Genomic DNA, 26,784 nt, shown 5'->3' with positions numbered 1-26,784 from the left:
TGAGGATAGAAACGTGGCTCGACGCGATATTCCCCTGACCACTTCACAACTTGAAATCCTCGCCTGGATTCGCGATGGCATCCCGGACGGTTCCTACCATGACTACACGCCGCGAATCGTTGCCCGCGCTCTCCACAATCGTCAGCTAGTTGTGATCACCGGCAGAGGCCAATCCTGGACAGCGACCATCACTGAGGACGGTGTCTACTACCTCGAGCACGGAACGTACCCGCCGAACCCTAACGAGCTGGCACGAGCAGAGCGCGTAACGCCATCCGAGTCAGCATCGCCCCAGCCGAAAAAGCCGCCACGGGTCGGACCCACCGACGCAATGATGGCTGCTCTGGCAGCAGCGCCCGATCACCGTGTCGACATCACCTACGACGAGACCAACCGGTACCGACAGCTGGCGCTTACTGCGGAACGATTCAAGAAGATTCCCGCCGGCATGCAAGTAATCGTCTCGTCGGATTATCAAACCCGTGCAGCGTGGATTGCCCTCGAACCTCTCCCAGAATGGCGGACCCGCGTTCTCGAACCGGTGACGGTGTCTACACAGTTGCGAGATCCCACTGACGTCGTAACAGCAATGCAGAACCGTAATGACCTGGACATCCGCGCCGCGGAGAAGAAACGTGCACTTCGCATCGTTCAAGGATTTGTTCTCGAAGCACGTCGCCGTGGCTACACCGTCAAACCGGTACCGGCGCCACGGAAGAACAGTTGGGGGTACGCCGAGCGTAGCGACGAAACCACAGGACATCTGATGGTTCAGATCGACCCCGATTGCTATCGGATCAGTGTTTTCCAGATCAAGGACAAGGTCGAACACGTCGCCAGTAAGTCGGAACTCGCCCGATCGGGTCGCGGCTACGCCCTCCCGAAGTGGGACTACGTTCCTACCGAACGACTCGGAATCCGCATCGAAACCCAGGGGTATTCCTTTTGGGCTTCGTCCTGGAGCGACAAGCCTGATCACTTTCTCGAGGACCTTCTTCCGCAAATTCTGCAGGAACTCGAATTACGCCACGACCGAGCTCAAGACCAACGCATCGAAGAAGAACGCCGCCGGCTCGAACGCCGAACCCGCTGGCAACAGGCGCGAGACAACGCAATTGCACAGCTGACCGAAGCGCATAGGTCCGACGTGTTGTTCGCTGAGATCAACAACTGGCAGCAGGCCGCGAAAATTCGCGACTACGTAGCTGCCCTCACGGTGCAAGTCGCGTCATACGACGATCCCATCCGAGTCGCAGATACCCAGCGATGGATCGATTGGGCGCTCGCGCACGCCAAGCATCTCGATCCTTTCAACCGTTCTCTTCAACTCCCGAATGCGCCAGAAGCGTCTGCGGCCGCCCTCGCGCCCTACATGGGATCTTGGAGTCCATACGGACCTTGACCATGCCGGCGGGAACGTTGATCTGCCTACGCTAAGAGGTCGAATCCTCACCATAGGATCGACCCATGACGGACGACTGGGCTTCACCGACGATCGACGAACTTGCCGTCTTTGCAAATGCGTCAGTGCCCGCGGTCGGGCGGCGTGTGCGAAAGGCGACAGTTCGACACAACGCTGAGCGGTGGACCTTCGAGGTAGAACGAAACCCAACCGGTATCTACGAGGGAAGCGACAAGCGCCGTCGAGGCGAGCGCCTTCATGATTCAGCGACGGTCCTCGCGATATTCGAATCCGGGTCCTTCCACATAGTTACGGACCTGGGGTTGCGACCGGGAGCACGATCCGAGTGGAGCAATCCAACCTGGCCGGGCGAGTTGTTCGACATTGAGTACTTCGACGAGTCCTAGTAGACGCAAATGAGATTCAGTGCAGAGTTCGGTGTCGAACGCTCGGCCGTTGACGACTGGTTTGACTGCGAACTGACAACGGATACCCCGCTTTATGTCGACCCGTTTCTCGTATTCGAGGACCACGACTCTTACTGGAGTGACTCTCGCAAGTCCGTTATCGAGTTTTTCGACCTCGCGCTCGCATTCGTACGAATGGCCGACGGGGACGAAACTTCACCCCACTGGCTGAAAGCTTTGCGAATGCTGCGGTTCCCTGAGCCAAGTGAGTTCGCGCTCGGGCTATCGATGGGGCATCCGAAAGGGTCCGGCGCGGGATTCAAGTACGCCCGGAAGATGACGGAGGCTTTGGATCTCCTTTCAAGCCGCGGCATCAACCAGGTCGAGCACATTCAGACGTTCTCGCTGTTTTGTGAGGGTCTCGGCGTGGATCGCATTAGCGACATCTTCTGCGACATCACTAAGTCGAAATTTATCGACTACACACGCCAAGTGGCGGAGCGTCATGCGATCCCCACTGAGGAGGTGCCCGTTCGGTCACTCTCTTGGGGAAAATCGACTGGTCGCTGGGACATGGGCAGAGTCTCCCTTCCGAAGAGTCCAGTCACAGGCGAGGGAGTACTTCTGGTACCTCGTCGGTTCCTGAAGGACATTCCAGTCGTCACACCGGAATCATTTTGGACGTGGGCTGACACTATGGCAGGCCCGGACCTTCGGTCCGAATTGAACTACGAACTGAATATCGAACTATCGAAATCGGAACGCAAAGAGGCAGGATACAAGGCCGCCTGGCGTAGACCCGACCTAGTCGTTGACTATCTTGCTGAGGCTGCAGCAACGAACGATGCCCCCTACGACACCGAGGCTGACCCGAAGCTCTTGGTCGACTGGGCAGAGGCGGGCAGGAACGCCGCCGCACTCCAGCAGCCGATACCCAGCCTGACGAACGAAGACGCATTTGCAGAATGGGTCACGGTGCTCGCCGAAGAATTCCAGCACGCCGTCGAACAAACCGACCTTTGGCGTGCGCTCTGGAACGACTCCTTGAGCAAACCCAGGCCCGAAAAGATCGTGCAAGCGATCGCCGGCATGCTCTTCGCCGCTCACTGCAAGTTCGCAGACGTTGACATAACCCGTGAGAGCAATCTTGGGCGCGGACCGGTGGACTTCAAGTTCTCGCAAGGCTGGCGGAAACGAGCACTGTTAGAGGTGAAGTTGATTCCCAGCACACACTTCTTTTCCGGAGCCTCCAAACAACTACCGCAGTACATGACAACCGAACGTGCCTCCATCGGCGTCTATCTGTGTGTCGGGTACACGGATGCCGACTTTGCCCCCGACCGGTTACGGCCAATCGAGGACACAATGCGGTCGTTACGCCAACAGTCGGGATGGCACTTGGAAGTGATCTACGTTGACGCGCGACCTGGAACAAAGAAATCCGCCTCAACACTCTAGGTACACAGCCAACGCTAAGCTGAGCATCACTTTCGACCCGACCCAGAGCAGGAGGCTCGACGATGAGCTCCGGATTCCGCACTCTCCCCGACGGCATCAAAGCCCAAATTGACGCCATAGGACCGGTGAGATTCGTGTTCGGAGCGGCACGCGCCTACTCCGACGATCTGCGACGGCGTTGGGTCGGTTCTCTCGATTTGGAACAGGTCGAAGACGGTGTATGGCTCGGTGTCCCGCCTGCCAGCACAGGACGGTGGTCACAGTGGAATATGGCCGGCCGGGTGATCGTGCGAAAGGATCTCCCCAAGACAACACGATCGTGGACAATCGAGGCACCGGACTTCCAAGGTGGCGGCACTCATCCGGTTGACTTCACCCGTGACGCGTACCAAAGACAGAGACTGTATGGGCGACAGATCGAGGCATCAGTAGTACGGACGGATGAGCCACGAGATTCATTGGTCGGGTCAGTGCTGCTTGAGCTTCAAGGACCATTCGATGCTGCACTTGAGAACGAATATCTTTACGCAGCCTCGCTTTCGCGAACCTGGTTTGGCTCCGCCACAGTCTTCGCACTCGACGAAGCAGGCGTGCCTCAAATTCCCGATCACAAGTTCGCGTGGGAATTCTTACCCGATGGGACCCGTGAGCAAATCCGCGAGGCCTTGGAGCGGAAACTCGGTCAAGGCGCTCGAACAGGAGAGATCGACATCATGGTCGACCGACTAGTTCGAGTCAACTCACTCAATCCGGTCGCTCGGCTCGTTGGAAGCACAGGCCTTCAGCGCTATATCGGCTATCAATTCGGCGACGACTTCGTAGCCTTTGAGAACCCCAGGCTAGGCAATGCGCTTTACATCTTGCAGGGCGACTGGGCGGCTCTCAGCCAGTTGTCCCGCTCCGAACTGCTGGCGTCCCGCGTAGGGGAGTTCGATCGAATTATTCACACGGCGAACTGGTTCGACAAATTGCGGCTAGCCGTCTACGACTATCGGCACCGTTAGACTCTCCGTTTTCCCTCCGGCTCGGGTCGGGCGATACCGAGATAGATGGCCACGATGCGTGATTCCTCGTTTACACGCCTCCCGGCACAATCGATGACTCGATGTCCCCATTCAACTCGGCACTCATGACAGAACTGCTGAAGGAATGTGCGTGAGGCGCTGAGTCCGACCTCAACAACCGGCATCAGGTGAGCGCGCCTTGGTCAAAGATGATCTGGTCGTCCTACGATGAATACAGATAAGTACGCGGGGTGTACTTTCCATTGGGCGATGAGGCTCCGGAGTTCCAGCCCGCCGTGCTGGATGCCCTCCGCCAGCCGCTCGAATCCGGCATTGTGAGCATCCACCGTGCCAACGCGGTCGCCCAGTTTCCGGCCCGGTTCCAGCTCGTGATGGCGGCGAATCCGTGTCCGTGCGGACAGTACGGTGCGCGCGATTCGGAGTGTGTCTGCCCGCCGAATTCCCGCCGCCGCTATCTCGGCCGGCTGTCCGGTCCTCTGCTCGACCGCATCGACATCCAGCTGCGGATCTCGCGGGTGACGGCGGTGCGGCTGCGAATCGACGCCGATGGCTCGGCGAATTCCTCGGCGCTGGCCCGCGAGCGGGTCTCCCGTGCCCGCGAGAGCACGAGCGCGCGCCTCGCGGGCACGCCCTGGCGGCTCAACTCGCAGGTGCCGGGGGCGTGGCTGCGGGGCAGGTTCGCCCGGCTTCCTCCCGCCGCGACGGCGTCCATCGACCGCGCCCTCGAACGCGGCGGGCTCACCATGCGCGGCTACGATCGCGTGCTTCGCCTCGCCTGGACCATGGCGGACCTCGACGGCTCCAGCCGCCCGACCGGCGAACACGTGGGTCGGGCGCTCTACCTCAGAAGGGGAATTGCATGACCATCATGTTCGGCCTGGCAGAATCCGTCGTCGCTCCCTTGGTGCGGGCCATCGCCGGTGCCGAGCTCACGACGAGCGAGGTGGAGGATTGCTTCGCCCGCGCGAGCTGGACGGGCATTGCCGAGCCCGGGGACCGCACCGCGGGCGAGCTTGTCGCCGCGCTCGGGGCGGCGACGGCCCTGACCACGGTGGTGGAGCACTGGTCCGTCGAGCGCACGGGGAAGCCCTCGAGGAGGCCGGGTCGGCCCTTCCGCTCGCGGAGATCGCGGCGGCGACCGACCGCTGGATGCCGAGGCTGAAGTCCGCGATCGCCCTGACCGCGCTGCGGCAGGCGGCGCGGTTCAGAGTGCGACTGCTCGTGCCGGGGGACCCGGCCTGGCCCGCCCGGTTCGACGACCTCGGCGAGTACGCGCCGCTGGCACTGTGGCTGCGCGGCAATGAATCCACCCTCGAGACGCTTCCAACGTCGATCGCCCTGGTCGGAGCACGGGCGGCAACCGGCTACGGCGAGCACGTCACGATGGAAGCCTCGGCGGGGCTGGTCGATCGCGGCTACACGATCGTGTCCGGAGCGGCGTACGGCATCGACGGCATGGCGCACCGGGCCGCCCTCGCGAGCTCCGGGCAGACGGTGGCGTTTCTCGCCGGCGGAGTGGACAGGTTCTATCCGAGTGGCCACGATGCGCTTCTCGCCCGAATCGTGGAGGTGGGGGCCGTCGTCTCCGAGCTGCCGTGCGGGTCGCCGCCCACCAAGTGGCGATTCCTGCAGCGGAATCGCTTAATCGCCGCATCGAGTCTCGCGACCGTCGTGCTCGAGGCGGGCTGGCGCTCCGGCTCGTTGAACACGGCGGGCCACGCGGCGACCCTGGGCCGGCCGCTCGGCGCGATGCCGGGTCCCGTGACGTCGGCGGCCTCGGCCGGCTGCCACCGGCTCATCCGTGAGTTCAACGCCATCTGCGTGACGAGTGCCGACGAGATGGCGGAACTCGCGCCGCTGCATCCCCTCGGCGGCGGAGAGGATCCCCGCGGCGAGGCGGGATCATCGAGCGAGCGGGTGCGGGTCCTCGACGCGCTCAGTTCGCGTTCCCCGCGGCCGGTGGACGACATCGCGGCGAGGTGTGGGCTCTCGGTGACGACGGTGACGTCGGTGCTGGGGACGATGCAGCTGGAAGGTCAGGTCAGGGAGAGCGACCGCGGCTGGAGTCGAAGCCCATGAACGAGCCGCCGATGGGCCCTCCGGCGGAGAGGAGGGCTTCGGCCGGGGACCGGTGCGGGTGGTCGCCTCTAGTCTTGTCGCGTGACCCAATTCGGACAGCATCCTTCCCCCACTCACGTGATCGCCCACCTCAGCGACACGCATTTCCTGGGCGGAGAGCGTCCGCTGTATGGCAAAGTCCGCACGCACGAGAACCTCCTCCGCGCCCTCGCCCAGCTGGAACAGTCCGGCGCGCGACCGGAGGCGATTGTGTTCACCGGCGACCTGGCGGACCTCGCCGAACCGGACGCCTACGTTCGACTGCGCGAGATCGTGGAGCCGGCCGCCGAACGGATGGGAGCCCAGATCGTCTGGGTCATGGGAAACCATGACGAGCGACTGCAATTCGCGACACAGCTTCTCGGGGATGTCCCCGCCGGCGTCGACGTCCCGTCCCAGGATCGCGTCTACCACTTCGGCGGGCTGCGGATCATCGTGCTCGACAGCACGGTTCCCGGCTATCACCACGGTGACCTCGCCGACGACCAGCTCGTCTGGCTGGCGCGCGAACTCGACACGCCGGCGCCGCACGGAACCCTCCTCGCCCTGCATCATCCGCCCATCCCCACTCCGTTGGCGCTCATGGCCCTGCTCGAACTGCGCGGGCAGGACCGACTCGCCGGGGTGATCCGGGGCACCGACGTGCGGGGCATCCTCGCCGGGCACCTGCACTACACGACGCACAGTCTGTTTGCGGGGGTTCCCGTGTCGGTGGCTGCCGCGACCTGCTACACGATGGACCTGAGCGCGCCGGTCAACCACCTGTCGGGGGTCGACGGCTCGCAGGCCTTCAACCTGGTGCACGTGTACGACGACCAGATCGTGCATTCGGTGGTGCCGATCGGCGTCTTCCCCGAGGTGACGGGCTTCACCGACGTCTTCCTGGAGCAGCTGTCTTCGCTGACCCCGGCCGAGCGGCTCGAGGCGTTCTCCCGCAAGGTTCCGCCGCCGGTCTGAGGCCGCGGCGTCGACGGGAGTCGCGAATCGCCAGCGCGATGAACCGCCTTATCGTCGGCCGCATGGGCGACCATGGGGGAGTGGACGTCGATGGGGCAGTGACCGGGTTCGCGCTGCATCTCGGCGCCGAACGTGGCTTCAGCGAGAACACGGTTCGGTCGTACCGCTCCGACCTGTCCCAGTTGGCGGCCTTCGCCCGAGAACACGGGGTAAACGACGCGCAGGGCATCTCGCTCGAACTGCTGCGCGACTGGCTGTGGGACGGCTCGCAGCATGGCCTCGCCAAGTCGACGCTGGCGCGCCGCTCCGCCGCCGCCCGCGGCCTCGTGTCGTGGCTCGCCCGTTCGGGCGCCATCGACTCGGATGCCGCCGTGCGGCTGAAGGCACCGAAGCCCGATCGGCACCTGCCCCGAGTTCTCAGCCGCGGCCAGATCGACGCGATCCTCGCCGGGCTCGCCACCCGGTCGGCGACCGGGGACCCGGCTGCGCTCCGTGATCTCGCCGTGGTCGAGCTGCTCTACGCCTCGGCCCTGAGAGTGAGCGAGGTCACCGGCCTGGACACGACGAGTGTCGACCGCGAGCGGCTCACCGTGCGCGTGCTGGGAAAGGGATCCAAGGAACGGGTGGTGCCCTTCGGCGTCCCCGCCCTGCGGGCGCTCGAGGGCTACCTCGAGCTGGCTCGACCACAGCTCGTGGCGGGCGCCGAGAGGCCCGTGACGGCGTTCTTCGTGACGCCGGGGGGACGACGACTGGGAACTCGCGCCGTCTACCGCCTGGTCTCCGCCCTGCTCGCGGATCTGCCGGGGAGCGGTCCATCCGGACCGCACACCCTGCGGCACACCGCGGCGACCCACCTGCTCGACGGAGGGGCCGACCTGCGGGCGGTGCAGGAACTCCTCGGGCACGCGAGCCTCGGCACGACCCAGATCTACACGCACGTGTCCACCGAGCGGCTCACCGAGAGCTATCGGTCGGCGCATCCGCGCGCGTAGGCGGCCCGCGTTCGCCCGCGGCTCGGCTCAGCCCAGGGCCCGAGTGGGGAGCAACACCGACCACGGGATGCCGCCGAGGTAGTTGAGCGGAGAGACGTACTCCCCGAACAGCCGCACCCCGAAGTGCAGGCAGGCGATCGCGCAGTGACCGGCGGCGGTTGTACCGACGGCGTCGCCCCGACGCACGGCGGTCCCGGCCACGAGCGTGGACTCCACCGGCTCGAAGCTCGACACGAGTCCTCCAGAGTGCCGGATCGAGAGCACCGGCCGGTCGACGACGACGCCGAAGAAGTAGACGATGCCGTCGTCCGGGGCGAAGACCGGTGCGCCGGTCGCGGAGGCGATGTCGATGCCGCGATGGCCGGCGGAGTACGCCGTCTCCGGCGCGAGGTAGGGCCGCACGACGCGATGCGGAGAGGCCACCGGCCAGGCCCATTGCGGAGTCGCCCCCGTCGCGGACTCGGCCGTCGACGGCGCGGGGGAGACCAACGCCAGGACGAGCGCGAGCAGGATCGCCAGGCAACTAAGCCGGGTTGTTCTGGCGGCCGTGATCGGGGGCAACACCCTTCCATGATGGGTGCGAGCCTGGCCGGGAGGGCCCGGAGGGGCGCGAGTGGGGGAGAGCCGCCCGCTGACGCGAGGCAGGGTGGGAGCGGTGCTACACTTTTCTCAGCATCCCGCCTCGCGCGGGGTGACTACGCGTGCCCACAGTCTTCATCGACACGCCACCACATCCACTCAGTCCCCGGTTCATTCACGTGAGCGGGGCGGATGCGCGCCGGGCACCAGGATTGGCCTCCAACCGGCGGCCATAAGAAACTGAAATAGCGTCATGCGTTGCCCCTGTGCCGTCACAGGAACGTGCCGAAAGGCGCGGTCTTGGACAGGCCGGCAGGTGCGCGGGCGCAGAAAAGGAGACGGCCATGGCCGTTGTTACCATCCGCCAGCTGCTCGACAGCGGCGTGCACTTCGGACACCAGACCCGCCGTTGGAACCCGAAGATGAAGCGCTTCATCCTGACCGAGCGTTCGGGCAGCCACATCATCGACCTGCAGCAGTCGCTCCAGTACATCGACAAGACCTATGACTACGTCAAGGAGACCGTCGCCCACGGCGGCACCATCCTCTTCGTCGGCACCAAGAAGCAGGCCCAGGGTTCGATCGAGGAGCAGGCGCAGCGCGTCGGCCAGCCCTACGTCAACCAGCGCTGGCTCGGTGGCCTCCTCACCAACTTCCAGACGGTCTCCAAGCGTCTTGCACGCATGAAGGAGCTCGAAGAGGTCGACTTCGACGACACGACCCGTGGTTACACGAAGAAGGAACTCCTCATCCAGCGCCGCGAGCTCGTGAAGCTGCAGAAGAGCCTCGGCGGAATCCGCAACCTCACGAAGACCCCGTCCGCGATCTGGATCGTCGACACCAAGAAGGAACACCTCGCGATCGACGAGGCGCACAAGCTGGGCATCCCGGTCATCGCCATCCTCGACACCAACTGCGACCCCGACGAGGTCCAGTACCCGATCCCGGGCAACGACGACGCCATCCGCTCCGTCGGACTGCTGACCCGCATCATTGCGGATGCCGCGGCCGAGGGCCTGATCCAGCGTCACCAGAAGCCGGCCGAGGGCGAAGCCGTCGAGCCGCTCGCCGCGTGGGAGGCCGAGCTCCTCGCCTCCTCCGAGACCCCGTCCACCGAGGCCGAGAAGATCGAGGCCGTTGACGGTCGCGTCGAGTCCACGGAGTCGAACACCGAGGCCGTCGCCGAGGTCATCGCCTCCGAGGTGCCGGTCGAGGAGAACGACGCCGACGCTGTTGTCGCCGAGCACGAGGCCGCCGCAGACGCGACCATCGTCCCGGAGCACCACGTCGAGTCCGACGCGGAGACCGAGGCCAAGATCGAGGCCGAGGCCACCGAGGCCGAGAAGACCCCGAAGGCCGCCGCCAAGCCGGCCGCCGCCAAGAAGCCAGCCGCCGCAGTAGCAGCTGACGAGACCAAGTAAGGAACAGCCATGGCAGACTTCAGCCTGGAAGACCTCAAGACCCTGCGCGAGCGCCTCGGCACCGGCATGGTCGAAACCAAGAACGCCCTCGTCGAGGCGGGCGGTGACCTCGACAAGGCCACCGAGCTGCTTCGCCTCAAGGGTGCGAAGGGCAACGCGAAGCGTGCCGACCGTTCCACGAGTGAAGGCCTCGTCGCCGCGAAGGAGAGCGGGTCGACCACCACGCTCATCGAGCTGTCCTGCGAGACCGACTTCGTGGCCAAGGGCGAGAAGTTCGTCACCCTCGGCAACACCGTGCTCGACGCGATCGTCGCCGCTGGCGCGACCACGCCGGAGGAGGGCCTCGCGGCTCCCGTGAACGGCGAGACCGTCGCCGACCTGATCGGCAACGAAGCGGCCATCCTCGGCGAGAAGATCGTTCTCCGCCGTGTTGCCGTCATCTCCGGCGAGAAGTTCGCCGTCTACCTGCACAAGACCAACAAGGACCTGCCACCGCAGGTCGGCGTGGTCGTGGGCTACTCGGGTGACGACGCGGAGACCGCTCGCAGCATCGCGCAGCACATCTCCTTCGCCGACCCGCTGTACCTCAGCCGCGACGAGGTCCCGGCCGAGCAGGTCGAGGCCGAGCGTCGCATCGTCGAGGAGATCAGCCGCGGCGAGGGCAAGCCGGAGGCCGCGCTTCCGAAGATCATCGAGGGCCGCGTCAACGGCTTCTTCAAGCAGGTCGTGCTCCCCGAGCAGGACTACGCCCGCGACAACAAGCAGTCCGTCGCCAAGGTGCTGAAGGATGCCGGACTCACCGTGAGCGGCTTCGCCCGTTTCAAGGTCGGCGCTTAAGCACGTCGCACGACGCGAGAGCCCGGACCACGTCTGACCTGGTCCGGGCTTTTTCGCGCCCGCGCCGCATCCGTCGATGCCACGCCCGCATCATCTCTCCGGCCCGCCAGCCGAAAATGCAGGAGATTTCACCCGAAACGACGACGGACGCCGCCGATCGGCGCACGTCGAGCGAATAGTCCTGCGTTTTCAGTGCCGGGGCCGCACGTGAGGCGGCGGGGCGGCGGGGCGGGGAGCGAGACGACGGGGAGTGGGCGGGCCCGCATCCGATAGCCTGTAACGAGCCACAAACGAAGGAGACAGCATGACAGCCGAGCGCAAGAGACGGGTTCTGCTGAAGCTCTCCGGTGAAGCATTCGGTGGCGGCGCCATCGGCGTCAACCCGGATGTCGTGAGCGAGCTGGCGAAGGAGATCGCCGCGGCGGCGCAAGACGTCGAGGTCGCGATCGTCGTCGGCGGCGGCAACTTCTTCCGCGGAGCCGAGCTCAGCCAGCGCGGCATGGACCGTGGCCGCGCGGACTATATGGGCATGCTCGGCACCGTGATGAACGCCCTCGCCCTGCAGGACTTCATCGAGAAGGCCGGCGTGCAGACGCGCGTGCAGTCCGCGATCTCGATGACCCAGGTCGCCGAGCCGTACATTCCGCGTCGGGCGGAGCGCCACCTCGAGAAGGGCCGCGTCGTGATCTTCGGCGCCGGCGCCGGTCTGCCCTACTTCTCCACCGACACCGTCGCGGCCCAGCGCGCCCTCGAGATCGGCGCCGACGTGGTGCTCGTGGCCAAGAACGGGGTGGACGGCGTCTACGACGACGACCCCCGCACCAATTCTGACGCCCAGAAGCTCGAGCATGTCACCTACCAGGAGGCTCTCGTGCAGGGCCTCAAGGTCGTCGACTCGACCGCCTTCAGCCTGTGCATGGACAACAGGATGCCCATGGTCGTGTTCGGCATGGAGCCGCACGGCAACGTGACCGCCGCCATTCGGGGCGATCGGATCGGCACGCTCGTCTCCGTCTAGGCCGATAAACTCAGTTAGTCCCAATCCCCTGAAGGAGACCTCAGTGATTTCCGACGTCCTGGCCGAAGCAAAAGAAAAAATGCACAAATCGGTCGAAGCCGCCAAAGACGACTTCAGCAATGTCCGCACCGGTCGCGCGAATCCGGCTCTCTTCCAGAAGATCCTGGTCGACTACTACGGCTCGCCGACCCCGCTCGGGCAGCTCGCCGGAATGAGCAACCCCGAGGCGCGCACCCTGGTGATCACGCCATACGACAAGGGCGCGCTCCGCGAGATCGAACGGGCGATCGTGAACGCGCCCAACCTGGGCGCCAGCGTCGGCAACGACGGCGTCATCATCCGCGCCACCCTGCCGGAGCTCACCGAGGAGCGCCGCAAGGAGTTCGTGAAGATCGTCCGCGCCAAGGGCGAGGACGCGAAGATCTCGATCCGCAACATCCGGCGCAAGGCCAAGGACGACCTCGACGCCCTCAAGGAGGTCGGGGACGACGAGGTCGCCCGGGGCGAGAAGGATCTCGAGGCCATCACGAAGAGCCACATCGACGCGATCGACGACGCCTTGAAGAAGAAGGAAGCCGAGCTTCTCGAGGTCTAGATGACGGATCCCCCCGAGGGCGAACCGCCCGCGCCGAAGAAACGACTTCGCTTCTTCAAACGCGAAGACATTGAGGCGCGTGCACACGCGTTCGAGGAAGACTTCAAGACCCAGGTCGCCGTGACGCGGGCCCAGATCGACGCGACCAACGTGAAGATCGAGGCGCGAACCGGGCGCAATCTGCCGCTGGCGATCCTCATCGGGGTGGGGCTGGGGCTCGCGCTCGTGTTCAGCCTCGTCGTCAACAAGGCGTTGTTCATGATCTTCGCGGGCGCGCTGGTCGGATTCACCTCGTTCGAGCTCGCGAGCGCGCTGCGTTTCGCCGGCCGGGACGTGCCCCGCTGGCCCACGCTCGTCGCCGCGCTCGCCACGGTACCTGCGGCGTATTACTGGAGCGACGAGGGAAAGTGGCTCGTCACCCTCGCCGGAATCGTCTTCGTGGCCCTGTGGCGCATCGCCGAGCTCGCCGGTGCGAGCCATCGGGCCCGCTCCCGCGAAGTGCTGGCGGATGTCGCGGCCGGTGCCCTGGTGCTGGTCTACGTGCCCTTCCTCGGCAGCTTCGCGGTGCTACTCACCGCCCAGCCCAGTGGCGAGTGGTGGACGCTGGCCTTCCTGCTGCTCGTGATCGCGATCGACACCGGGGCCTACGCGACCGGGCTCTCGTTCGGCAAGCATCCGATGGCTCCGCGCATCAGCCCGAAGAAGACCTGGGAGGGCTTCGCAGGCTCGGTGACGACCGCTCTTGTCGGCGGGGTGCTGCTCGCGGTGTTCATGCTTCACGAACAGTGGTGGTTCGGGCTCATCTTCGGGGCGGTGATCGTCTTCACCGCCACGGTCGGCGACCTCACCGAATCGCTGATCAAGCGCGACCTCGGCATCAAGGACATCAGCACGTGGCTTCCCGGTCACGGAGGGTTTCTCGACCGGCTCGATTCGATCCTGCCGAGCGCGGCGGCCGCCTACATCCTCTATCTCTTCGTGCATTAGGCCCTAGCGCCGGTTCTCTGGCGCATAGGGCAGAATAGGCGCGTGAGCACTACCTTTCCCCGCACCCGAAACTCCCGACGCGGCTACAGCATCGACCAGGTCGAAGACTTTCTCGAGGACGCCCGCCGCGCATACTCCGCCGAGTTGACGGGGCTCGCGGTCGTCACCTCGGAGAGCATCCGCCGGACGGCCTTCGAGATGCAGAAGGGCGGATACTCGCCGGTGCACGTCGACGCGGCGCTCGAGCGCCTCGAGGACGCCTTCGCCAGCCGCGAGCGGGAGCGCGCGATCCAGCTCATGGGTGACGAGGCCTGGTACACCGAGGCCAAGGCGATCGCCCAGGAGATCCTCAATCGTCTCGCGCGGCCGGCAGGCCAGCGCTTCGATCGCGCGAACTTCCTCAGCAACGGGTACAACCGCAAAGACGTGGATGCGTTCGCCGATCGGCTGGTCAAGTACTTCCAGGAGGGCAAGCCGATGAGCATCGAGGAGGTGCGCACAATCGCCTTCCGACCGGGGAAGGGCGGCTACCGCGAGGCGCAGGTGGACCTGCTCATCGACTCCGTCGTCAACGTCATGCTGGCGGTGCGCTGACCCCTCGATGGGCTTTTTCGGCTCTTCTGGGCTAAAATCGAAAAATCGTGGGTAGCCGTCAGAGGATTTCGTCGCCCCAGGTTCCCGCAACCGGGACCGGGGCCGGGCCTCGTGGGCACCACATCGGCCGCCGCAACGTCCTGCCGGCCTTCGCCTTCATGGCCGCCACGGCCTTGATGCTGGTGCTGACTCTCGCCCCCGACCGCACCCCTTCGGTCAGCGCGGAGCCCGCGGCCTTCGCCCCGGGCGAGGTGCAGACCCTCAGCGTCTCCGCCGATCTCGCGGTCAGCATCAGCCGGGACAGCTACAAGGTCACCAAGAAGGTCGTCGCCGTTGCCAAGCCGGCATCCGGGGCCCCGGCCGTCGGAGTGCCGGACCCCGGCACCGCCCAGGCGATCGGCTACGAGCTGGTGCACGCCAGGGGCTGGGGCGACGACCAGTACGCCTGCCTCGTTTCGCTCTTCAACAAGGAATCGCACTGGAACGTGTACGCGAGCAACCCGAGTGGTGCCTACGGCATCCCTCAGGCGCTCCCGGGGTCCAAGATGGCCTCGGTCGGCGCCGACTGGGCCACCAACCCGAGAACGCAGATCACCTGGGGACTCAACTACATCCAGGGTCGCTATCTCACCCCGTGTGGGGCGTGGGGCCACAGCCAGTCGTCCGGCTGGTATTGATCCGTCGCTCGTCTGCTCACCGTTCGGCCGGGTCCAGAGCTTAGAGTTAAGCAATGCCCAGATCCAATCGCCCTCGAGGGGCGCGCCCGGCAGATGACGAGTCGGAGATCGACCTGAATCGCGCCCTCTACGGCAGCCTGCGCTCCGAGACGCAGCGTGACGGCGCCTGGAACGTGCAGCCGGTGTCTGCGACGTCGGCGGCGAAGACCTACATCTGCCCGGGCTGCCGTCTCGACATCACGCCGGGCACGGCCCACATCGTGGCCTGGCGCGCCGACGGTCTCATGGGCGAGGCCGACGACATCGCCGCCCGGCGACACTGGCACGCGCACTGCTGGAAGATCAGGTAGACCGCCGTGGACATCAAGGCTGGCGTGATTCTCCCGGCCCGCCGGGAAAACGTGGAGTTCCGCACCTCGGACGGGCTCACCCTGGTGGGGGAGCTGTCCCTGCCGCTCTCCACGGCCCCTGTGGCCACCATCGTGGCGCTGCACCCGCTGTCGACCCACGGCGGCTTCATGGACTCCCACATCATCCGCAAGGCCGCCGCCCGGCTGCCTGCCCTGGCGGACCTCGCCGTGCTGCGGTTCAACTTCCGTGGGGTCAGCTCCCCGCGCGGGGCATCCGGGGGAGAATTCGGCCACGGCGTCGACGAGCGGCACGACCTGGCGGCGGTGATGGCGTTCGTCGCAGAACGCGGCCTGCCGCACCCCTGGCTCGTCGGCTGGTCCTTCGGCACCGAGGTGGCGCTCAAATACGGCCTCGAGTACCCGATCGACGGCGCGATCCTGCTCTCGCCGCCGCTGCACAGGACCTCGGATGCCGAGCTCGCGGCGTGGGCCGGCAGCGGCAAGCGGCTGGTCGCCGTGATCCCCGAACTGGACGACTACCTGAGGCCCGCCGAGGCGGCCGCGCGCTTCGCAGTGGTGCCCGAGGTCGAGTTCGTGGCGGTGGAGGGCGGCAAACACCTCTGGGTGGGGGAGAGCCAGACCACACGAGTGCTCAGCGAGATCGTGCGGCGGCTCAACCCCGCGGCCCTGCCGTTGCCGGCGACCTTCGACGAGTAACCTCGCCGGTTACAGTTCGTTCTGTCTCGGCACCAGGACCTGGTCGACGATGAGCAGTACGGCGGCGGCCACCGGGATCGCGATGAGCGCCCCGAGAATGCCGAGCAACGATCCGCCGGCCAGGGCGGCGATCACGACGACCGCCCCTGGCACCTTGACCGCTCGCGACATCACCCGCGGGTTGATCACGTAGGCCTCGACCTGCATGTACGCGAGGTAGTAGATCGCGACCCAGAGTGTGATGCCCGGCCCGCTGAGCAACAGGGTGGAGAGCACGATGATCACGCTACCGGTGAGGGTTCCGACGAGCGGCACGAGCGCGAACAGGAACGCGATGAACGCGAACAGCGCGGGGTATTTGAGGCCGTAGATCGACATGATCGACAGGAAGATGAAGCTGAAGAGGCCATTGGCGAAGGCGATGCTGCCCTGGCCGACGACGTAACGGCCGACGGATGCCGTGATCTGCTCAGCGAGGTCGGAGAACGCGGCGCGCTTCGACGCCGGCACGAGACGGTAGAGCCCGCGCTTCATGTTGGAGAGCGACGCGACGAAGTAGAGGGTGAGGATGAGGATGATCACGAACCCCGCCGCCCCGCTGAAGATGCCGATGCCCACGGAGAGGATGCCGCCACCGATCGTCGCCACGTTGTTCTTCAGCCAGGTGCCGGCGTTGGTGAGGATCTCGTTGAGGTTGATCCAGCTCGGGAGGGTCTTCTGGGTGTCGGTGATCCAGGTCGACTCGGTGACCGTCTTGATGAAGTCCGGCAGGTTGGAGAGGAGATTGCTGACCTGGTCGGCGATCACCGGCACAACGGCGAAGACGAGGCCGACGAACACGGCGATGATTCCGAGGAGCACCGTGAGGATGGCCAACCAGCGCGGAAACCTGTGCTTCTCGAGCCATGACACTGCCGGGTCGATCCCGAGGGCCAGGAAGAGCGCTGCGCCGATGTAGGTGAGGATCGTGGAGAGCGTGGTGACGGCGGAGCCGATCCCGATGGCGACGATCACGCCGAGGCCTCCGAGGAGTCCGACCCGAAAAGCGTTCTGAATCTTCACGGCGACTCCCCCGGATCGTGGACTACTTGTCGGTAGCGACCTTCTCGGCCTGGGTCAGAACGCTACGCAGGCTTTCGAAGTAGCCGGCGACCGCTTCGCGTTCGATTCTAATTTGTGAGAGCCGCTCTTCTGCGTCGGACACGAGCTTCGCCGTGCGCTTTTCGGCGTCCTTGACCATGGCCTTCGCGCGCGCCTCGGCATTGGCGAGGATCTCCGCCGCCTCGTCGCTGGTGCTGGCGCGCAAGGCCTTGGCCTCGGCGCGGGCGTCCACGTCCACGGTGTCGGCCTCCTTGCGTTTCGCAGCGGCGGCCTTCGTCGCCTCGGCGAGCTGCGCGTTGGCCTCCTCGAGGTACTTCTGGGTCTGGGCGACCGCCTCCTGGTGCTTGGCCAGGAATTCCCTCTCCGCCTCGTCCCGGCGCGACTTGAGCTCCACATCCAGGTCGGTGCGGGCCTGCTCGGCGTCGAGCGCGAGTCGAGTGCGGGTCTCCGCGGTGTCGTGCTTCAACTGCGCGGCGGTCTGCTCGACCTCGCGGGTGACGTCGGCCAGCTTCTGCTCGACCTCGCGGCTGACGTTGGTGCGCTGCTGCTCGATGTCGTGGGCGAGGCTGGCGCGCTCGGCGGCGATCTCTGCCTCGACGATGGCCTTCGCCTCCGTCACCTCCTGAGCGAGCTGCTTGCGAGTGCGCTTGACCTCGAGGTCGACCTTCGCCCTGGCGGACTTGGTCTCCTGCTCGACCTTGGCGCGGGCGGTCGAGGTCTCCAGTTCGAGGGCGTCGCGTGCCGTCGTGGTCTCGAGCTCGATCGTGGCGCGGGCCGCTGCCGTCTCCTCCTGGAGCGTGGCATGGGCGAGGGCCATCTCCTGTTCGAGGGCGTTGCGCGCCGCGTTCGTCTCCTCTTCGAGGGCGTTCCGCGCGGCGGTGGTCTCCTCCTCGAGGGTGTTGCGCGCGGCGGTGGTCTCCTCCTCGAGGGCGTTCCGCGCGGCGGTCGTCTCCTGTTCGAGGGCGTGCCGCGCGGCGATGCTGTCCTGGTCGAGGGCCGCGCGCTCTGCAGCGGTGTCCTGCTCGAGGGTCGTCCTGGCGAGCGTGATCTCCTGCTCGAGGCTGGACCGCGCCTCGGCGATCTCCTGTTCGAGGGCGGTGCGTGCCGCCGCGGTGTCGTGCTCGAGCTGGGCTCGGGCCTCCTCGATCTCGCGCGTCAGCTCGGCGCGACGGGTCTCCGTGGTCTGCTCGAGCTCCACGCGAGACGACTCGATGTCCCTCGCGAGGTCTGTGCGCTGCTGCTCGACGTCGCGGGCGAGGTCGCCCCACTGCTTTTCGCTCTCGCTCGTGAACTCCGCGCGGCCGATCTCGGTCTCGCGGGCCAGCTTTGCCGCGGCATCCCTCGCCTCGGTGGTCTCGCGCACGGCGACGAGCCTCAGCTCGGCCGATTCGCGCTCCGCCTCCGCCCGCACCGCGGCGGCCTCGCGCTTGGCGGTCGTCCTGGCTTCTGCTGCCTCCGTCGCGACGGCGCCCCGGATGGCCGCAGCCTCGCGCAGGGCGTCCTGGGTGACGATCTCGGCCTCGTCCCGCGTACGTTCGAGCAGCTCCGAGGCCTCGAGCGTCGCGGCGTCGAGGATTCCGTTCGCCTTCGCGTGGGCATCCGAGACGACCTTCTCCGCGTTCTCCACGGACTCGACCCGCAGACGATTGATCTCCGCTTGCACGCCGTTTCGCAGGCGTTCCGCGTCGATGTCCGCCTGGCTGATCAGCCGGGTCGACTGCTCCTCGGCGACCCGGAGGGTGTTCTCGAGTTTGGTGCCCAGGCCACTGTAGGTGGGGCTTCCGGTCTCTTCGATCTCCGCCTGGAGGTCCTCCACGGTCGCATTCAGCCGCTTGAGCTCCTTGGCCGCTTCCGCCTTGTCCTGGTTGGCCTTGATCAGCTCGCGCCGAAGGTCCTGGATGGCACTGTCCACCTCGTCGCGGTTGTAGCCGCGCATTGCAGTGGTGAAGGTTTCGTCGTCGGTAGCCACGGTGTCTCCTCGTGCGTTTGTGGTCGGACGCCGGGCAACCCGGGCCGAGCCATTCGAGTTTAGCCTGAGGCAACGACGGCCATGGGGCCGAATCTGCCGCCCGCCGAGCGGCCGATTCCCCGAATTTCGGGGCCTCAAGGCGTCTCTCAGGGTGGCTGCGCTAGTCTGGGTTGTCTTTGTCTGTTGCCACCCCGGGCACTTTGCCCGTGGCCGCCGGGGCTGAACCCTCGGTGAGAGCCGTCGCCATCATCGCGATTGGGGCTGTCGACCGCCGGTCGAGCACGGCAACACGAGAGGAGTAACCCAGTGCGATTTATCGCGGCCATCGTCACATTCGTGATCGCTTTCGGAATGATCGCCTACGGCATCGCCCAGCGAACCATTCTGGCCGAGCCAGACAGCATCACCGCCTCCACCGTCGTCCCGAACGACGCGACGGTCTCCGTGATCAGCAGCAAGACCCTCAAGGCCCTCGACGGCCGCCAGAGCGTCACCATCGAGGGACCGGGCAAGGTGTTCGCCGCGTACGGCCGCACCGAGGACGTGCTCGCGTGGGTGGGCAAGGCGAGCTACAACCGGATCGGCATCAACTCCGCCAAGACCGCGCTCACCAGCAAGCTGGTCACCGGCACGGAGACCAAGGTGCCCGATCCGCGCGGATCCGATCTCTGGCTCGACGAGTATTCGCGGTCCAAGAGCCTCAACTTCTTCGTCAACGTTCCGGACGACATCTCGATCGTCGTGGTCTCGGACGGCACGAAGCCGGCCCCCAACCACCTCACCATCAGCTGGCCGCTCGACAACCGCACCCCGTGGTCCGGTCCCCTCCTGGTCGGCGGTGGACTGCTGCTGCTCATCGGAATCGGCATCTACCTGTGGGCCCTCGCGCACCTGCGACGATCGCGCGGCCCGCGTCGCAAGTCGCCGAAGATGCCCAAGGTTCCTCGTCAGCGCGGGTACAAGCCGCGAAAGACCGGGGCGATCGCCGCGAAGGGCGGACGCCGGTCGACTTCACGGCGGATGATCGCGATCGTGCCGATCCTGCTCGTGGGCAGTGTGGCCCTGAGCGGATGCTCGGCCGACCTCTGGCCGGAGTTCATGACCGGAGGCTCCAGCCCCTCCGCCACGCCGTCGCCGACCGCGACGGTGCCGGTGGGGGAGAAGCTGCAGGCGCCGTCGGTGACGCTCCCGCAGCTCAAGAACATTGTGGCGCGGGTGTCGGCGGTCGCCGCGAAGGCGGATGCCGCAATCGACCCGGAGCTGCTGAAGAGCCGATTCGAGGGCCCAGCCCTCGAGTTGCGCAGGGCCAACTACGCCATCCGCAAGGTCGACAACACCTACAAGGCCCCGGCGGCCATCCCGGCCGGAGAGGTGAACGTCACACTGCCCCAGCAGTCGAACACCTGGCCGCGCACCGTCTTCACCGTGGTGACTCCCACCGACAAGACCGTGCCGCCGGTGGCGCTGATGCTCGTGCAGGCCACCCCGCGATCCGACTTCAAGGTGGACTATGCCACCGAATTCGAGGCCGGCGCCAAACTACCCGGCGGTGTGGCCCCCGCGAACATCGGGGCTCCGCGACTGCCCGACGAGACGAAGCTCTTCACTCTCGCGCCGGCAAAGCTCGCCCTCGCGTACGGCGACATCATCGAGAAGGGGCCGACGAGCGAGTTCGCGAAGTACTTCGACCTCAAGAACGACGCGCTCCTCACGCAGATCGGTTTCGACAAGCGCAAGGAGCTGCAGGCCAAGGTGCCCGCGACTGCTGCGCTGACGTTCGCCAACGGCAACGGTCCCGGGGAAAACATCACCCTGGGAAGCAACAACGCCGGCGCGATCGTCACGGTCTATCTGAACGAGACCTTCACGGTCAAGCCGGTCGAGGCCGGAGCCTCCGTGAACCCGGAGGGCGCCGTGAAGTCACTGTCGGGCATCACGGGCACCACAAAGGGTACGGTTGCGGTATACGGCGACCAGCTGCTGTTCTACCTGCCGCCTGCGTCAAGCAAGAACAAGATCGTGCTGCTCGGTTTCGCCACTGGACTCATCTCGGCTAAGGAGCTTCCGTGACCAACACCCCGCCATCCTCGGCCAACCTCCGGGGGGCAGTCGACCTGTCCTCCCTCGTTCGGCCGCCTGCCCCGCCCGCGGGAGCTCCGGTCGCCCCCGCGGCCGTTCCCTCCCTCGTCGTCGACGGCACCGATGCCAACTTCACGGGCATCCTGGATCTCTCGCAGACCGTGCCCGTGGTCGTGGAGCTCTACGTGGGCACACCATCGCCAACCCTCACCCGGGTCGTGACGGAATACGCCGGTCGATTCGTCCTGGCCACGGTCGATGCCGCCGCGAACCCGCAGCTGCAGCAGGCGTTCCACGCCACGGCGGCTCCAACCGTCGCCGCGGTGATCGGCGGACGCCCCATCGCCCTCTACGAGGGCGAGCTATCCGAGGCGGATGTCCGGCAGGTGCTCGAGCAGCTCGCGACCCTGGCCGCGCAGAATGGCGTCACCGGCACCGTGTCCCCGGACGCCGCGGGCGCCGTCCCGGCGGAGCCGGAGGAGTTGCCTCTTCCGCCGCACCACCAGGAGGCCTACGACGCCATCGCCGCCGGCGACTACGGCACCGCGATCGCCGAGTACAAGACGGCGATCGCGCAAGATCCGCGCGATCGGCTCGCCGTGGCCGGGCTCGCCCAGGTGTCGCTGCTCGCCCGACTCGGCACGGCGACGGCCGCCGACATCCGTTCGGCCGCCGCCGCAGCGCCCGGCGAACTCCCCGCGCAGCTCGCCGTGGCCGACCTCGACGTGTCCGGCGGCCATCTCGAGGACGCGTTCGCGCGCCTCCTCGACCTGTTCCCGACCCTCGATGCGGCTGGCAAGGATGCGGTGCGCACCCGGCTGCTCGACTACTTCGAGATCGCCGGAGTGGACGATCCTCGGGTGGTGGCGGCCCGCCGTCGCCTCACGACGCTGCTCTACTGACCCGCGCGGACATCCGCCCGCCGTCCCGCCCCGTCCTCTCCGTCCCGCCCTCCCCGGCCTACTCTCTCCGGCCTACTCTCTCCGGCCTGCCCTCCCCGGCCTACTCTCTCCGGCCTGCCCTTCCCGGCCTGCCCTTCCGAAATCCATGCAATCCGGTCTGACTCGCCGCTCAACTAGGCCGCCAGACGGCGTGTCGAGCAGGAATGCATGGATTTCGGAAGGGGAAGAGGGGGGCGACGGGCGCGGGGGAGCGGCGCCTAGCGCTTGAGCTTGAGCCAGAGGCCGGCCAGCGGGGGCAGGGTGAGTTCCACCGAGGCCGGACGCCCGGCCCAGGACTGCTCGACCGCGGTGACCGAGCCATAGTTGCCCACGCCGGATCCGCCGTACTCCGAGGCGTCCGTGTTGAGGATCTCCTCCCACTCGCCGGCGAACGGCAGGCCGACCCGATAGGGGCCGACCGGATTCCCGGAGAAGTTCATCAGGATGGCGATCGGATTGCCGTCGTTGTCCCAGCGCAGGAACGACACCACGTTGTGGGCCGCGTCGCTCGCGTCGAGCCACTCGAACCCGCCCGGGTCGTTGTCGCGTGACCACAGGGCCGGCTGCTCGCGGTACACCCGGTTGAGGTGCCCCACCATGGTGAGCAGCCCGCGGTGCACCGGCTGGTCGAGGATCCACCAGTCGAGCCCGCGCTGCTCGGACCACTCGCTCGGCTGCCCGAACTCCTGGCCCATGAACAGCAGCTGCTTGCCGGGGTGCGCCCACATGAAGGCGAGGTAGGCGCGCAGGTTCGCGAGCTTCTGCCACTGGTCGCCCGGCATCTTGTGCAACAGCGACCCCTTGCCGTGCACGACCTCGTCGTGGCTGATCGGCAGCAGGAAGTTCTCGGTGTACGCGTAGACCATGCTGAAGGTGATCTCGTTGTGGTGATACGAGCGGTACATGGGGTCTTCCTCCATGTACGCGAGGCTGTCGTGCATCCAGCCCATGTTCCACTTGAGGCCGAACCCGAGACCCGGTGCGTCGGTCGGCTTCGTGACACCCGGCCACGCCGTCGACTCCTCCGCGATCATCAGGATGCCCGGATTGCGCTTGTATGCCGTGGCGTTGACCTCCTGCAGGAAGCCGATCGCCTCGAGGTTCTCCCGGCCGCCGAACTTGTTCGGCTCCCACTGGCCCTCCTCGCGCGAGTAGTCGAGGTAGAGCATGGAGGCGACGGCGTCGACGCGGAGGCCGTCGATGTGGAAGTCCTCGAGCCAGTAGAGCGCGTTCGCCACGAGGAAGTTGCGCACGTGCGAATCGCCGAAGTTGAAGACGAGCGTTCCCCAGTCCGGCTGCTCGCCGCGGCGCGGATCGGAGTGCTCGTAGAGGGGCTGGCCGTCGAAGTTGGCGAGCGCCCACTCGTCCTTGGGGAAGTGGGCGGGAACCCAGTCCATGATCACGCCGATGTCGGCGTTGTGCAGGCGGTCGATCAGGTAACGGAGGTCGTCGGGATGCCCGAAGCGGCTGGTCGGGGCGAAGTACCCGGTCACCTGGTAGCCCCACGACCCGCCGAACGGGTGCTCGGCGAGCGGCATGAACTCCACGTGGGTGAAGCCGGTCTCGTGGATGTAGTCGATGAGCTCGTCGGCGAGTGCGCGGTAGCCGAGTCCCGGCCGCCAGGAACCGAGGTGGATCTCGTAGACGCTCAGCGGCGAGTTGTGCGGGTCGCGGGCGCCGCGGGCCGACAGCCAGTCGCCGTCGCTCCACTCGAAGAGAGTCTGTCCGACCTTGGACGCCGTCGCCGGCGGCACCTCGGTGTAGCGGGCCATCGGGTCGGCGCGGGTCACCCAGTTGCCCTGGGCGGTGCGCAGCTCGAACTTGTAGGCGGTGCCCGGGGTGAGCCCGGGAACGAAGAGTTCCCAGACACCGTTGTCGTCGAGTCGGCGCATGGCGTGGCCGACGCCATTCCAGCCGTTGAAGTCACCGAGCACCCGCGCGGCCGTGGCGTGCGGGGCCCAGACCGAGAAGCTGGTCCCCTCGATGTCCTCGTGCGGACGGAAGTGCGCCCCGAAGACCTGCCAGAGCTGCTCGTGGCGGCCCTGGCCCCACAGGTAGAGGTCCACGTCGCCCACCGAGGGCACAAACCGGTAGGGGTCGTCGGTGATCCAGTCCGGTCCGTTCGCGTATTTCGTCTCGAGCGTGTACGCCTGCCCCTCACCGGGAGCCAGTCCCTGCCAGAGACCGTCGGCGAGATGCTCGAGCGGCACCCGGGAGCCGTCGGCGCGGATCGCGGTGACCGCCTCGGCGAGCGGCCGCACGGTGCGGATCACGAATCCGCCGTCGACCGGATGCTGGCCGAGGGTCGCGTGGGGCTGCGGGTGCACCGCATCCACCAGGGCGCGCACGAGGCCCGGGTGCAGCTCGGGCAGCGTGGACGCCGCGGACTTCGCCTTCGCCGTCGCTGGAGCGGTGATCTTGGGCGACTTCTTGTCGACGTCCTTGGCCATTTACTTGCCTCTCGGGAGTTCGACTCGCAGGATATGCACCGGTTCGGTGAAGGCATCGAGCCTGACGTAGTTGTCTGTGCCCCAACTGAACTTCTGTTTCGTGATGAGATCCGTCACCTCGAATTCCTCCCCGGGCTCGAGGCCGAAACGGGTCGGATCGAGGTGCACCGTCGTCTCGCGCACCGAGTGCGGGTCGACGTTCGCCACGATGATGAGCGCGTCCCCCCGGCCGGAGCGCGTGAAGCGGCCGTCGAGGTACTTGCTGTAGACGAGGATCGAGTCGTCATCGCTCCAGTGCACGTCGAGGTTGCGCAGCTGGCGAAGCGCCGGATGCTCGGCCCTGATCGTATTGAGCCGGGTGATGTAGGGGGCGAGCGAATGGCCCTCCGCCTCGGCCTTCGCGAAGTCTCGGGACTTGTACTCGTACTTCTCGTTGTCGATGTTCTCTTCCGAGCCCGGCCGCGCGACGTTCTCGTAGAGCTCATACCCCGCGTACACGCCCCAGGACGGGGAAGCCGTCGCGGCGATCGCCGCGCGGATCTTGTACGCGGCCGGGCCGCCGAACTGAAGGTATTCGGTGAGGATGTCCGGGGTGTTCACGAAGAGGTTCGGCCGGAAGAAATCCGAGAGTTCGTGCGAGAGGCCGGTGAGGAACTCCTCGAGCTCGAGCTTCGTGTTGCGCCAGGTGAAGTAGGTGTACGACTGCTGGAAGCCGACCTGCCCGAGCGAGTACATCATCGCCGGCCGGGTGAACGCCTCGGCGAGGAACACGACATCCGGAAACTCGGTGTTGACCTCGTGCAGGAGCCATTCCCAGAACTGCAGCGGCTTCGTGTGCGGGTTGTCCACGCGGAAGATGCTGACGCCGAGCCCGATCCAGTGCTTGACGATCCGCAGCACCTCCTCGCGGATGCCGATCGGGTCGTTGTCGAAGTTGAGCGGGTAGATGTCCTGGTACTTCTTGGGTGGGTTCTCCGCGTACGCGATAGTGCCGTCGGGCAGGGTCGTGAACCACTCGGGATGCTCGGTGACCCACGGGTGGTCGGGGGAGCACTGCAGAGCGAGGTCGATCGCCACCTCGAGGCCGCTCTTCCTGGCCGTGTCGACGAAGGTGGTGAAGTCGACCACCGTGCCGAGGTCGGGATGGATGGCGTCGTGCCCGCCCTCCTTCGATCCGATCGCCCAGGGGGAACCCGGGTCGGCCGGCGTGGGGTTGAGGGTGTTGTTCGGTCCCTTGCGGAAGCTCACGCCGATGGGGTGGATGGGCGGCAGGTAGATCACGTCGAAGCCCATGCCGGCCACTGCCGGGAGCCGCCGGGCGGCGGTGCGGAAGGTGCCGCTGGTCCAGGTGCCGTTCTTGGCCTTCTTGGCGCCCTCGGAGCGGGGGAAGAATTCGTACCAGCTCCCGGCGCCGGCGCGGGTCCGTTCGACGCGCACCTCGAGCGGTGCGCTCTTGGTGACGAGGGTGGCGAGCGGTTGCTTCTCGATCTCCTCGGTGACTCGCGGATCCGTCGCGGCGGCGAGGCGCAGGAGCGGGGCGACGCTCTTGCTGGCGATCACCTTCGCGGCATCCTTGAGCACCTTGTTCTCTGGGTCGGCCTTCGCCGCGCGGGCGAGGAGCCGGCTCCCCATGAGGAGCATGAGAGACACGTCGATGCCGGCCGGCACCTTGATCTCGGCGTTGTGCAGCCAGGTGGCCCACTCGTCGTTCCAGGCCTGCACGCGGTAGACCCAGGTGCCCTGAACATCGAGAAGGGCGTGGGCCTGCCACCGGTCGAGCCCCTTGCCGACCTCAACCATGCGGTGTTTCGACTGCACCCCGTCCGGGCCGGTGAGCAGGAGGTCGACGCCGAGAACGTCGTGGCCCTCCTTGAACACGGTGGCCTCGAACGGAACGACTTCGCCGACGAAGGCCTTCGCCGGCCAATTGTTCTCGGGCTGTTGCGGGGAGAGTGCCCTGATCGGGATTCGGCCCATCTTCGGTTCGTATGCCACTGTCACACTCTGACCGTAGCGTCTTGGCAACGAAATCGCTCCCCCTTGACGAGTGGCCCCCGCGTCCCCAGAGTTCCGGTCACGGGTGGATCGATTGAAACAACGTGATCCATCG

The 26,784-nt window shown here is 66.4% G+C and carries 25 protein-coding genes; 20 read left to right on the top strand and 5 right to left on the bottom strand.

Annotated features, from left to right (window positions below; translation table 11 throughout):
* Positions 1-13: 13 nt before the first annotated feature.
* From FVP33_RS11495 to FVP33_RS11455, 9 genes are all read left to right on the top strand, one after another.
* On the top strand, positions 14-1,402 hold the full coding sequence (locus FVP33_RS11495) for a hypothetical protein (RefSeq protein WP_147783810.1): 1,389 nt from the start codon (positions 14-16) through the stop codon (positions 1,400-1,402).
* 65 nt (positions 1,403-1,467) lie between these two features.
* Entirely contained in the window at positions 1,468-1,809 is a 342-nt protein-coding gene (locus tag FVP33_RS11490) for a hypothetical protein (RefSeq protein WP_147783809.1), read from the top strand.
* 9 nt (positions 1,810-1,818) lie between these two features.
* Positions 1,819-3,267 carry a hypothetical protein gene (locus FVP33_RS11485; protein ID WP_147783808.1) on the top strand — a complete coding sequence of 483 codons (1,449 nt, stop codon included), beginning with the start codon at positions 1,819-1,821 and terminating at the stop codon, positions 3,265-3,267.
* A gap of 62 nt (positions 3,268-3,329) precedes the next feature.
* Positions 3,330-4,271, top strand: a complete 942-nt coding sequence (locus FVP33_RS11480; protein ID WP_147783807.1) for a hypothetical protein — start codon at positions 3,330-3,332, stop codon at positions 4,269-4,271.
* Between the two features lie 251 nt (positions 4,272-4,522).
* The gene (locus FVP33_RS11475) at positions 4,523-5,155 is read left to right on the top strand and encodes an ATP-binding protein (RefSeq protein ID WP_147783806.1); all 633 of its coding nucleotides are present in this window, start codon (positions 4,523-4,525) and stop codon (positions 5,153-5,155) included.
* Positions 5,152-5,454, top strand: a complete 303-nt coding sequence (locus tag FVP33_RS11470) for a hypothetical protein (protein ID WP_147783805.1) — start codon at positions 5,152-5,154, stop codon at positions 5,452-5,454. Before FVP33_RS11475 ends, FVP33_RS11470 begins: the two co-directional genes overlap by 4 nt.
* Positions 5,442-6,371, top strand: coding sequence for a DNA-processing protein DprA (gene dprA / locus FVP33_RS11465; protein WP_147783804.1), 930 nt, complete (start codon positions 5,442-5,444; stop codon positions 6,369-6,371). Before FVP33_RS11470 ends, dprA begins: the two co-directional genes overlap by 13 nt.
* A gap of 81 nt (positions 6,372-6,452) precedes the next feature.
* Positions 6,453-7,367, top strand: coding sequence for a phosphodiesterase (locus tag FVP33_RS11460; protein ID WP_147783803.1), 915 nt, complete (start codon positions 6,453-6,455; stop codon positions 7,365-7,367).
* A 38-nt stretch (positions 7,368-7,405) separates the two neighbouring features.
* A complete protein-coding gene (locus FVP33_RS11455; RefSeq protein WP_147783802.1) occupies positions 7,406-8,359 on the top strand; it encodes a tyrosine recombinase XerC in 954 nt (317 codons plus the stop codon).
* A gap of 27 nt (positions 8,360-8,386) precedes the next feature.
* Here the strand turns inward: FVP33_RS11455 and FVP33_RS11450 are convergent, their stop codons facing one another.
* Positions 8,387-8,923 (bottom strand): M23 family metallopeptidase, encoded by a 537-nt coding sequence (locus FVP33_RS11450; protein WP_187270686.1) that lies wholly within the window; start codon positions 8,921-8,923, stop codon positions 8,387-8,389.
* Positions 8,924-9,282: 359 nt separating this feature from the next.
* Between FVP33_RS11450 and rpsB the strand changes: the two genes are divergently transcribed.
* From rpsB to FVP33_RS11405, 9 genes are all read left to right on the top strand, one after another.
* A complete protein-coding gene (gene rpsB / locus FVP33_RS11445) occupies positions 9,283-10,359 on the top strand; it encodes a 30S ribosomal protein S2 (RefSeq protein ID WP_147783800.1) in 1,077 nt (358 codons plus the stop codon).
* Positions 10,360-10,368: 9 nt separating this feature from the next.
* Positions 10,369-11,196 carry a translation elongation factor Ts gene (tsf, locus tag FVP33_RS11440; protein WP_147783799.1) on the top strand — a complete coding sequence of 276 codons (828 nt, stop codon included), beginning with the start codon at positions 10,369-10,371 and terminating at the stop codon, positions 11,194-11,196.
* Between the two features lie 304 nt (positions 11,197-11,500).
* The gene (gene pyrH / locus FVP33_RS11435; protein ID WP_147783798.1) at positions 11,501-12,214 is read left to right on the top strand and encodes a UMP kinase; all 714 of its coding nucleotides are present in this window, start codon (positions 11,501-11,503) and stop codon (positions 12,212-12,214) included.
* 43 nt (positions 12,215-12,257) lie between these two features.
* Entirely contained in the window at positions 12,258-12,809 is a 552-nt protein-coding gene (gene frr, locus FVP33_RS11430) for a ribosome recycling factor (RefSeq protein ID WP_147783797.1), read from the top strand.
* Positions 12,810-13,796 (top strand): phosphatidate cytidylyltransferase, encoded by a 987-nt coding sequence (locus FVP33_RS11425; protein ID WP_147783796.1) that lies wholly within the window; start codon positions 12,810-12,812, stop codon positions 13,794-13,796.
* Positions 13,797-13,838: 42 nt separating this feature from the next.
* Positions 13,839-14,390, top strand: a complete 552-nt coding sequence (locus FVP33_RS11420; RefSeq protein WP_147783795.1) for a DivIVA domain-containing protein — start codon at positions 13,839-13,841, stop codon at positions 14,388-14,390.
* Between the two features lie 47 nt (positions 14,391-14,437).
* Positions 14,438-15,067, top strand: coding sequence for an aggregation-promoting factor C-terminal-like domain-containing protein (locus tag FVP33_RS11415; RefSeq protein ID WP_246142309.1), 630 nt, complete (start codon positions 14,438-14,440; stop codon positions 15,065-15,067).
* A 53-nt stretch (positions 15,068-15,120) separates the two neighbouring features.
* Positions 15,121-15,417: a hypothetical protein gene (locus FVP33_RS11410; protein WP_147783794.1), complete on the top strand. Its 297-nt coding sequence runs from the start codon at positions 15,121-15,123 to the stop codon at positions 15,415-15,417.
* Positions 15,418-15,423: 6 nt separating this feature from the next.
* Complete coding sequence (locus FVP33_RS11405) at positions 15,424-16,134, top strand: alpha/beta hydrolase (RefSeq protein WP_147783793.1); 711 nt, start codon at positions 15,424-15,426, stop codon at positions 16,132-16,134.
* A 9-nt stretch (positions 16,135-16,143) separates the two neighbouring features.
* Here FVP33_RS11405 and FVP33_RS11400 read toward each other — a convergent pair whose 3' ends face one another.
* Together FVP33_RS11400 and FVP33_RS11395 are read right to left on the bottom strand one after the other, a co-directional pair.
* Positions 16,144-17,196: an AI-2E family transporter gene (locus FVP33_RS11400; protein WP_147783792.1), complete on the bottom strand. Its 1,053-nt coding sequence runs from the start codon at positions 17,194-17,196 to the stop codon at positions 16,144-16,146.
* Between the two features lie 22 nt (positions 17,197-17,218).
* A complete protein-coding gene (locus FVP33_RS11395) occupies positions 17,219-19,204 on the bottom strand; it encodes a DivIVA domain-containing protein (protein WP_147783791.1) in 1,986 nt (661 codons plus the stop codon).
* 306 nt (positions 19,205-19,510) lie between these two features.
* Here FVP33_RS11395 and FVP33_RS11390 point away from each other — a divergent pair, with 306 nt between their 5' ends.
* Entirely contained in the window at positions 19,511-21,274 is a 1,764-nt protein-coding gene (locus FVP33_RS11390) for a DUF8094 domain-containing protein (RefSeq protein WP_147783790.1), read from the top strand.
* Positions 21,271-22,185, top strand: coding sequence for a co-chaperone YbbN (locus FVP33_RS11385; RefSeq protein WP_147783789.1), 915 nt, complete (start codon positions 21,271-21,273; stop codon positions 22,183-22,185). The genes FVP33_RS11390 and FVP33_RS11385 overlap by 4 nt, the downstream gene beginning before the upstream one ends.
* A 257-nt stretch (positions 22,186-22,442) precedes the next feature.
* Here FVP33_RS11385 and glgB read toward each other — a convergent pair whose 3' ends face one another.
* Both glgB and FVP33_RS11375 read right to left on the bottom strand, forming a co-directional pair.
* Positions 22,443-24,674 (bottom strand): 1,4-alpha-glucan branching protein GlgB, encoded by a 2,232-nt coding sequence (gene glgB, locus FVP33_RS11380; protein ID WP_147783788.1) that lies wholly within the window; start codon positions 24,672-24,674, stop codon positions 22,443-22,445.
* Positions 24,675-26,651 (bottom strand): alpha-1,4-glucan--maltose-1-phosphate maltosyltransferase, encoded by a 1,977-nt coding sequence (locus FVP33_RS11375; RefSeq protein WP_147784136.1) that lies wholly within the window; start codon positions 26,649-26,651, stop codon positions 24,675-24,677.
* Positions 26,652-26,784 lie beyond the last annotated feature (133 nt).

Source organism: Lacisediminihabitans profunda, from assembly GCF_008040105.1.
Lineage (GTDB): Bacteria > Actinomycetota > Actinomycetes > Actinomycetales > Microbacteriaceae > Lacisediminihabitans > Lacisediminihabitans profunda.
This window is presented reverse-complemented; position numbering and strand designations above follow the sequence as displayed.

Bases quoted from the DNA above. Each gene is read 5' to 3' on its own strand.
- FVP33_RS11470 (WP_147783805.1), top strand. From the start codon at position 5,152: ATGACCATCATGTTCGGCCTGGCAGAATCCGTCGTCGCTCCCTTGGTG.
- tsf (WP_147783799.1), top strand. From the start codon at position 10,369: ATGGCAGACTTCAGCCTGGAAGACCTCAAGACCCTGCGCGAGCGCCTC.
- rpsB (WP_147783800.1), top strand. From the start codon at position 9,283: ATGGCCGTTGTTACCATCCGCCAGCTGCTCGACAGCGGCGTGCACTTC.
- pyrH (WP_147783798.1), top strand. From the start codon at position 11,501: ATGACAGCCGAGCGCAAGAGACGGGTTCTGCTGAAGCTCTCCGGTGAA.
- FVP33_RS11485 (WP_147783808.1), top strand. From the start codon at position 1,819: ATGAGATTCAGTGCAGAGTTCGGTGTCGAACGCTCGGCCGTTGACGAC.
- FVP33_RS11480 (WP_147783807.1), top strand. From the start codon at position 3,330: ATGAGCTCCGGATTCCGCACTCTCCCCGACGGCATCAAAGCCCAAATT.
- glgB (WP_147783788.1), bottom strand. From the start codon at position 24,674: ATGGCCAAGGACGTCGACAAGAAGTCGCCCAAGATCACCGCTCCAGCG.
- FVP33_RS11375 (WP_147784136.1), bottom strand. From the start codon at position 26,651: ATGGGCCGAATCCCGATCAGGGCACTCTCCCCGCAACAGCCCGAGAAC.
- FVP33_RS11490 (WP_147783809.1), top strand. From the start codon at position 1,468: ATGACGGACGACTGGGCTTCACCGACGATCGACGAACTTGCCGTCTTT.
- dprA (WP_147783804.1), top strand. From the start codon at position 5,442: ATGCCGAGGCTGAAGTCCGCGATCGCCCTGACCGCGCTGCGGCAGGCG.
- FVP33_RS11455 (WP_147783802.1), top strand. From the start codon at position 7,406: ATGAACCGCCTTATCGTCGGCCGCATGGGCGACCATGGGGGAGTGGAC.
- FVP33_RS11425 (WP_147783796.1), top strand. From the start codon at position 12,810: ATGACGGATCCCCCCGAGGGCGAACCGCCCGCGCCGAAGAAACGACTT.
- FVP33_RS11410 (WP_147783794.1), top strand. From the start codon at position 15,121: ATGCCCAGATCCAATCGCCCTCGAGGGGCGCGCCCGGCAGATGACGAG.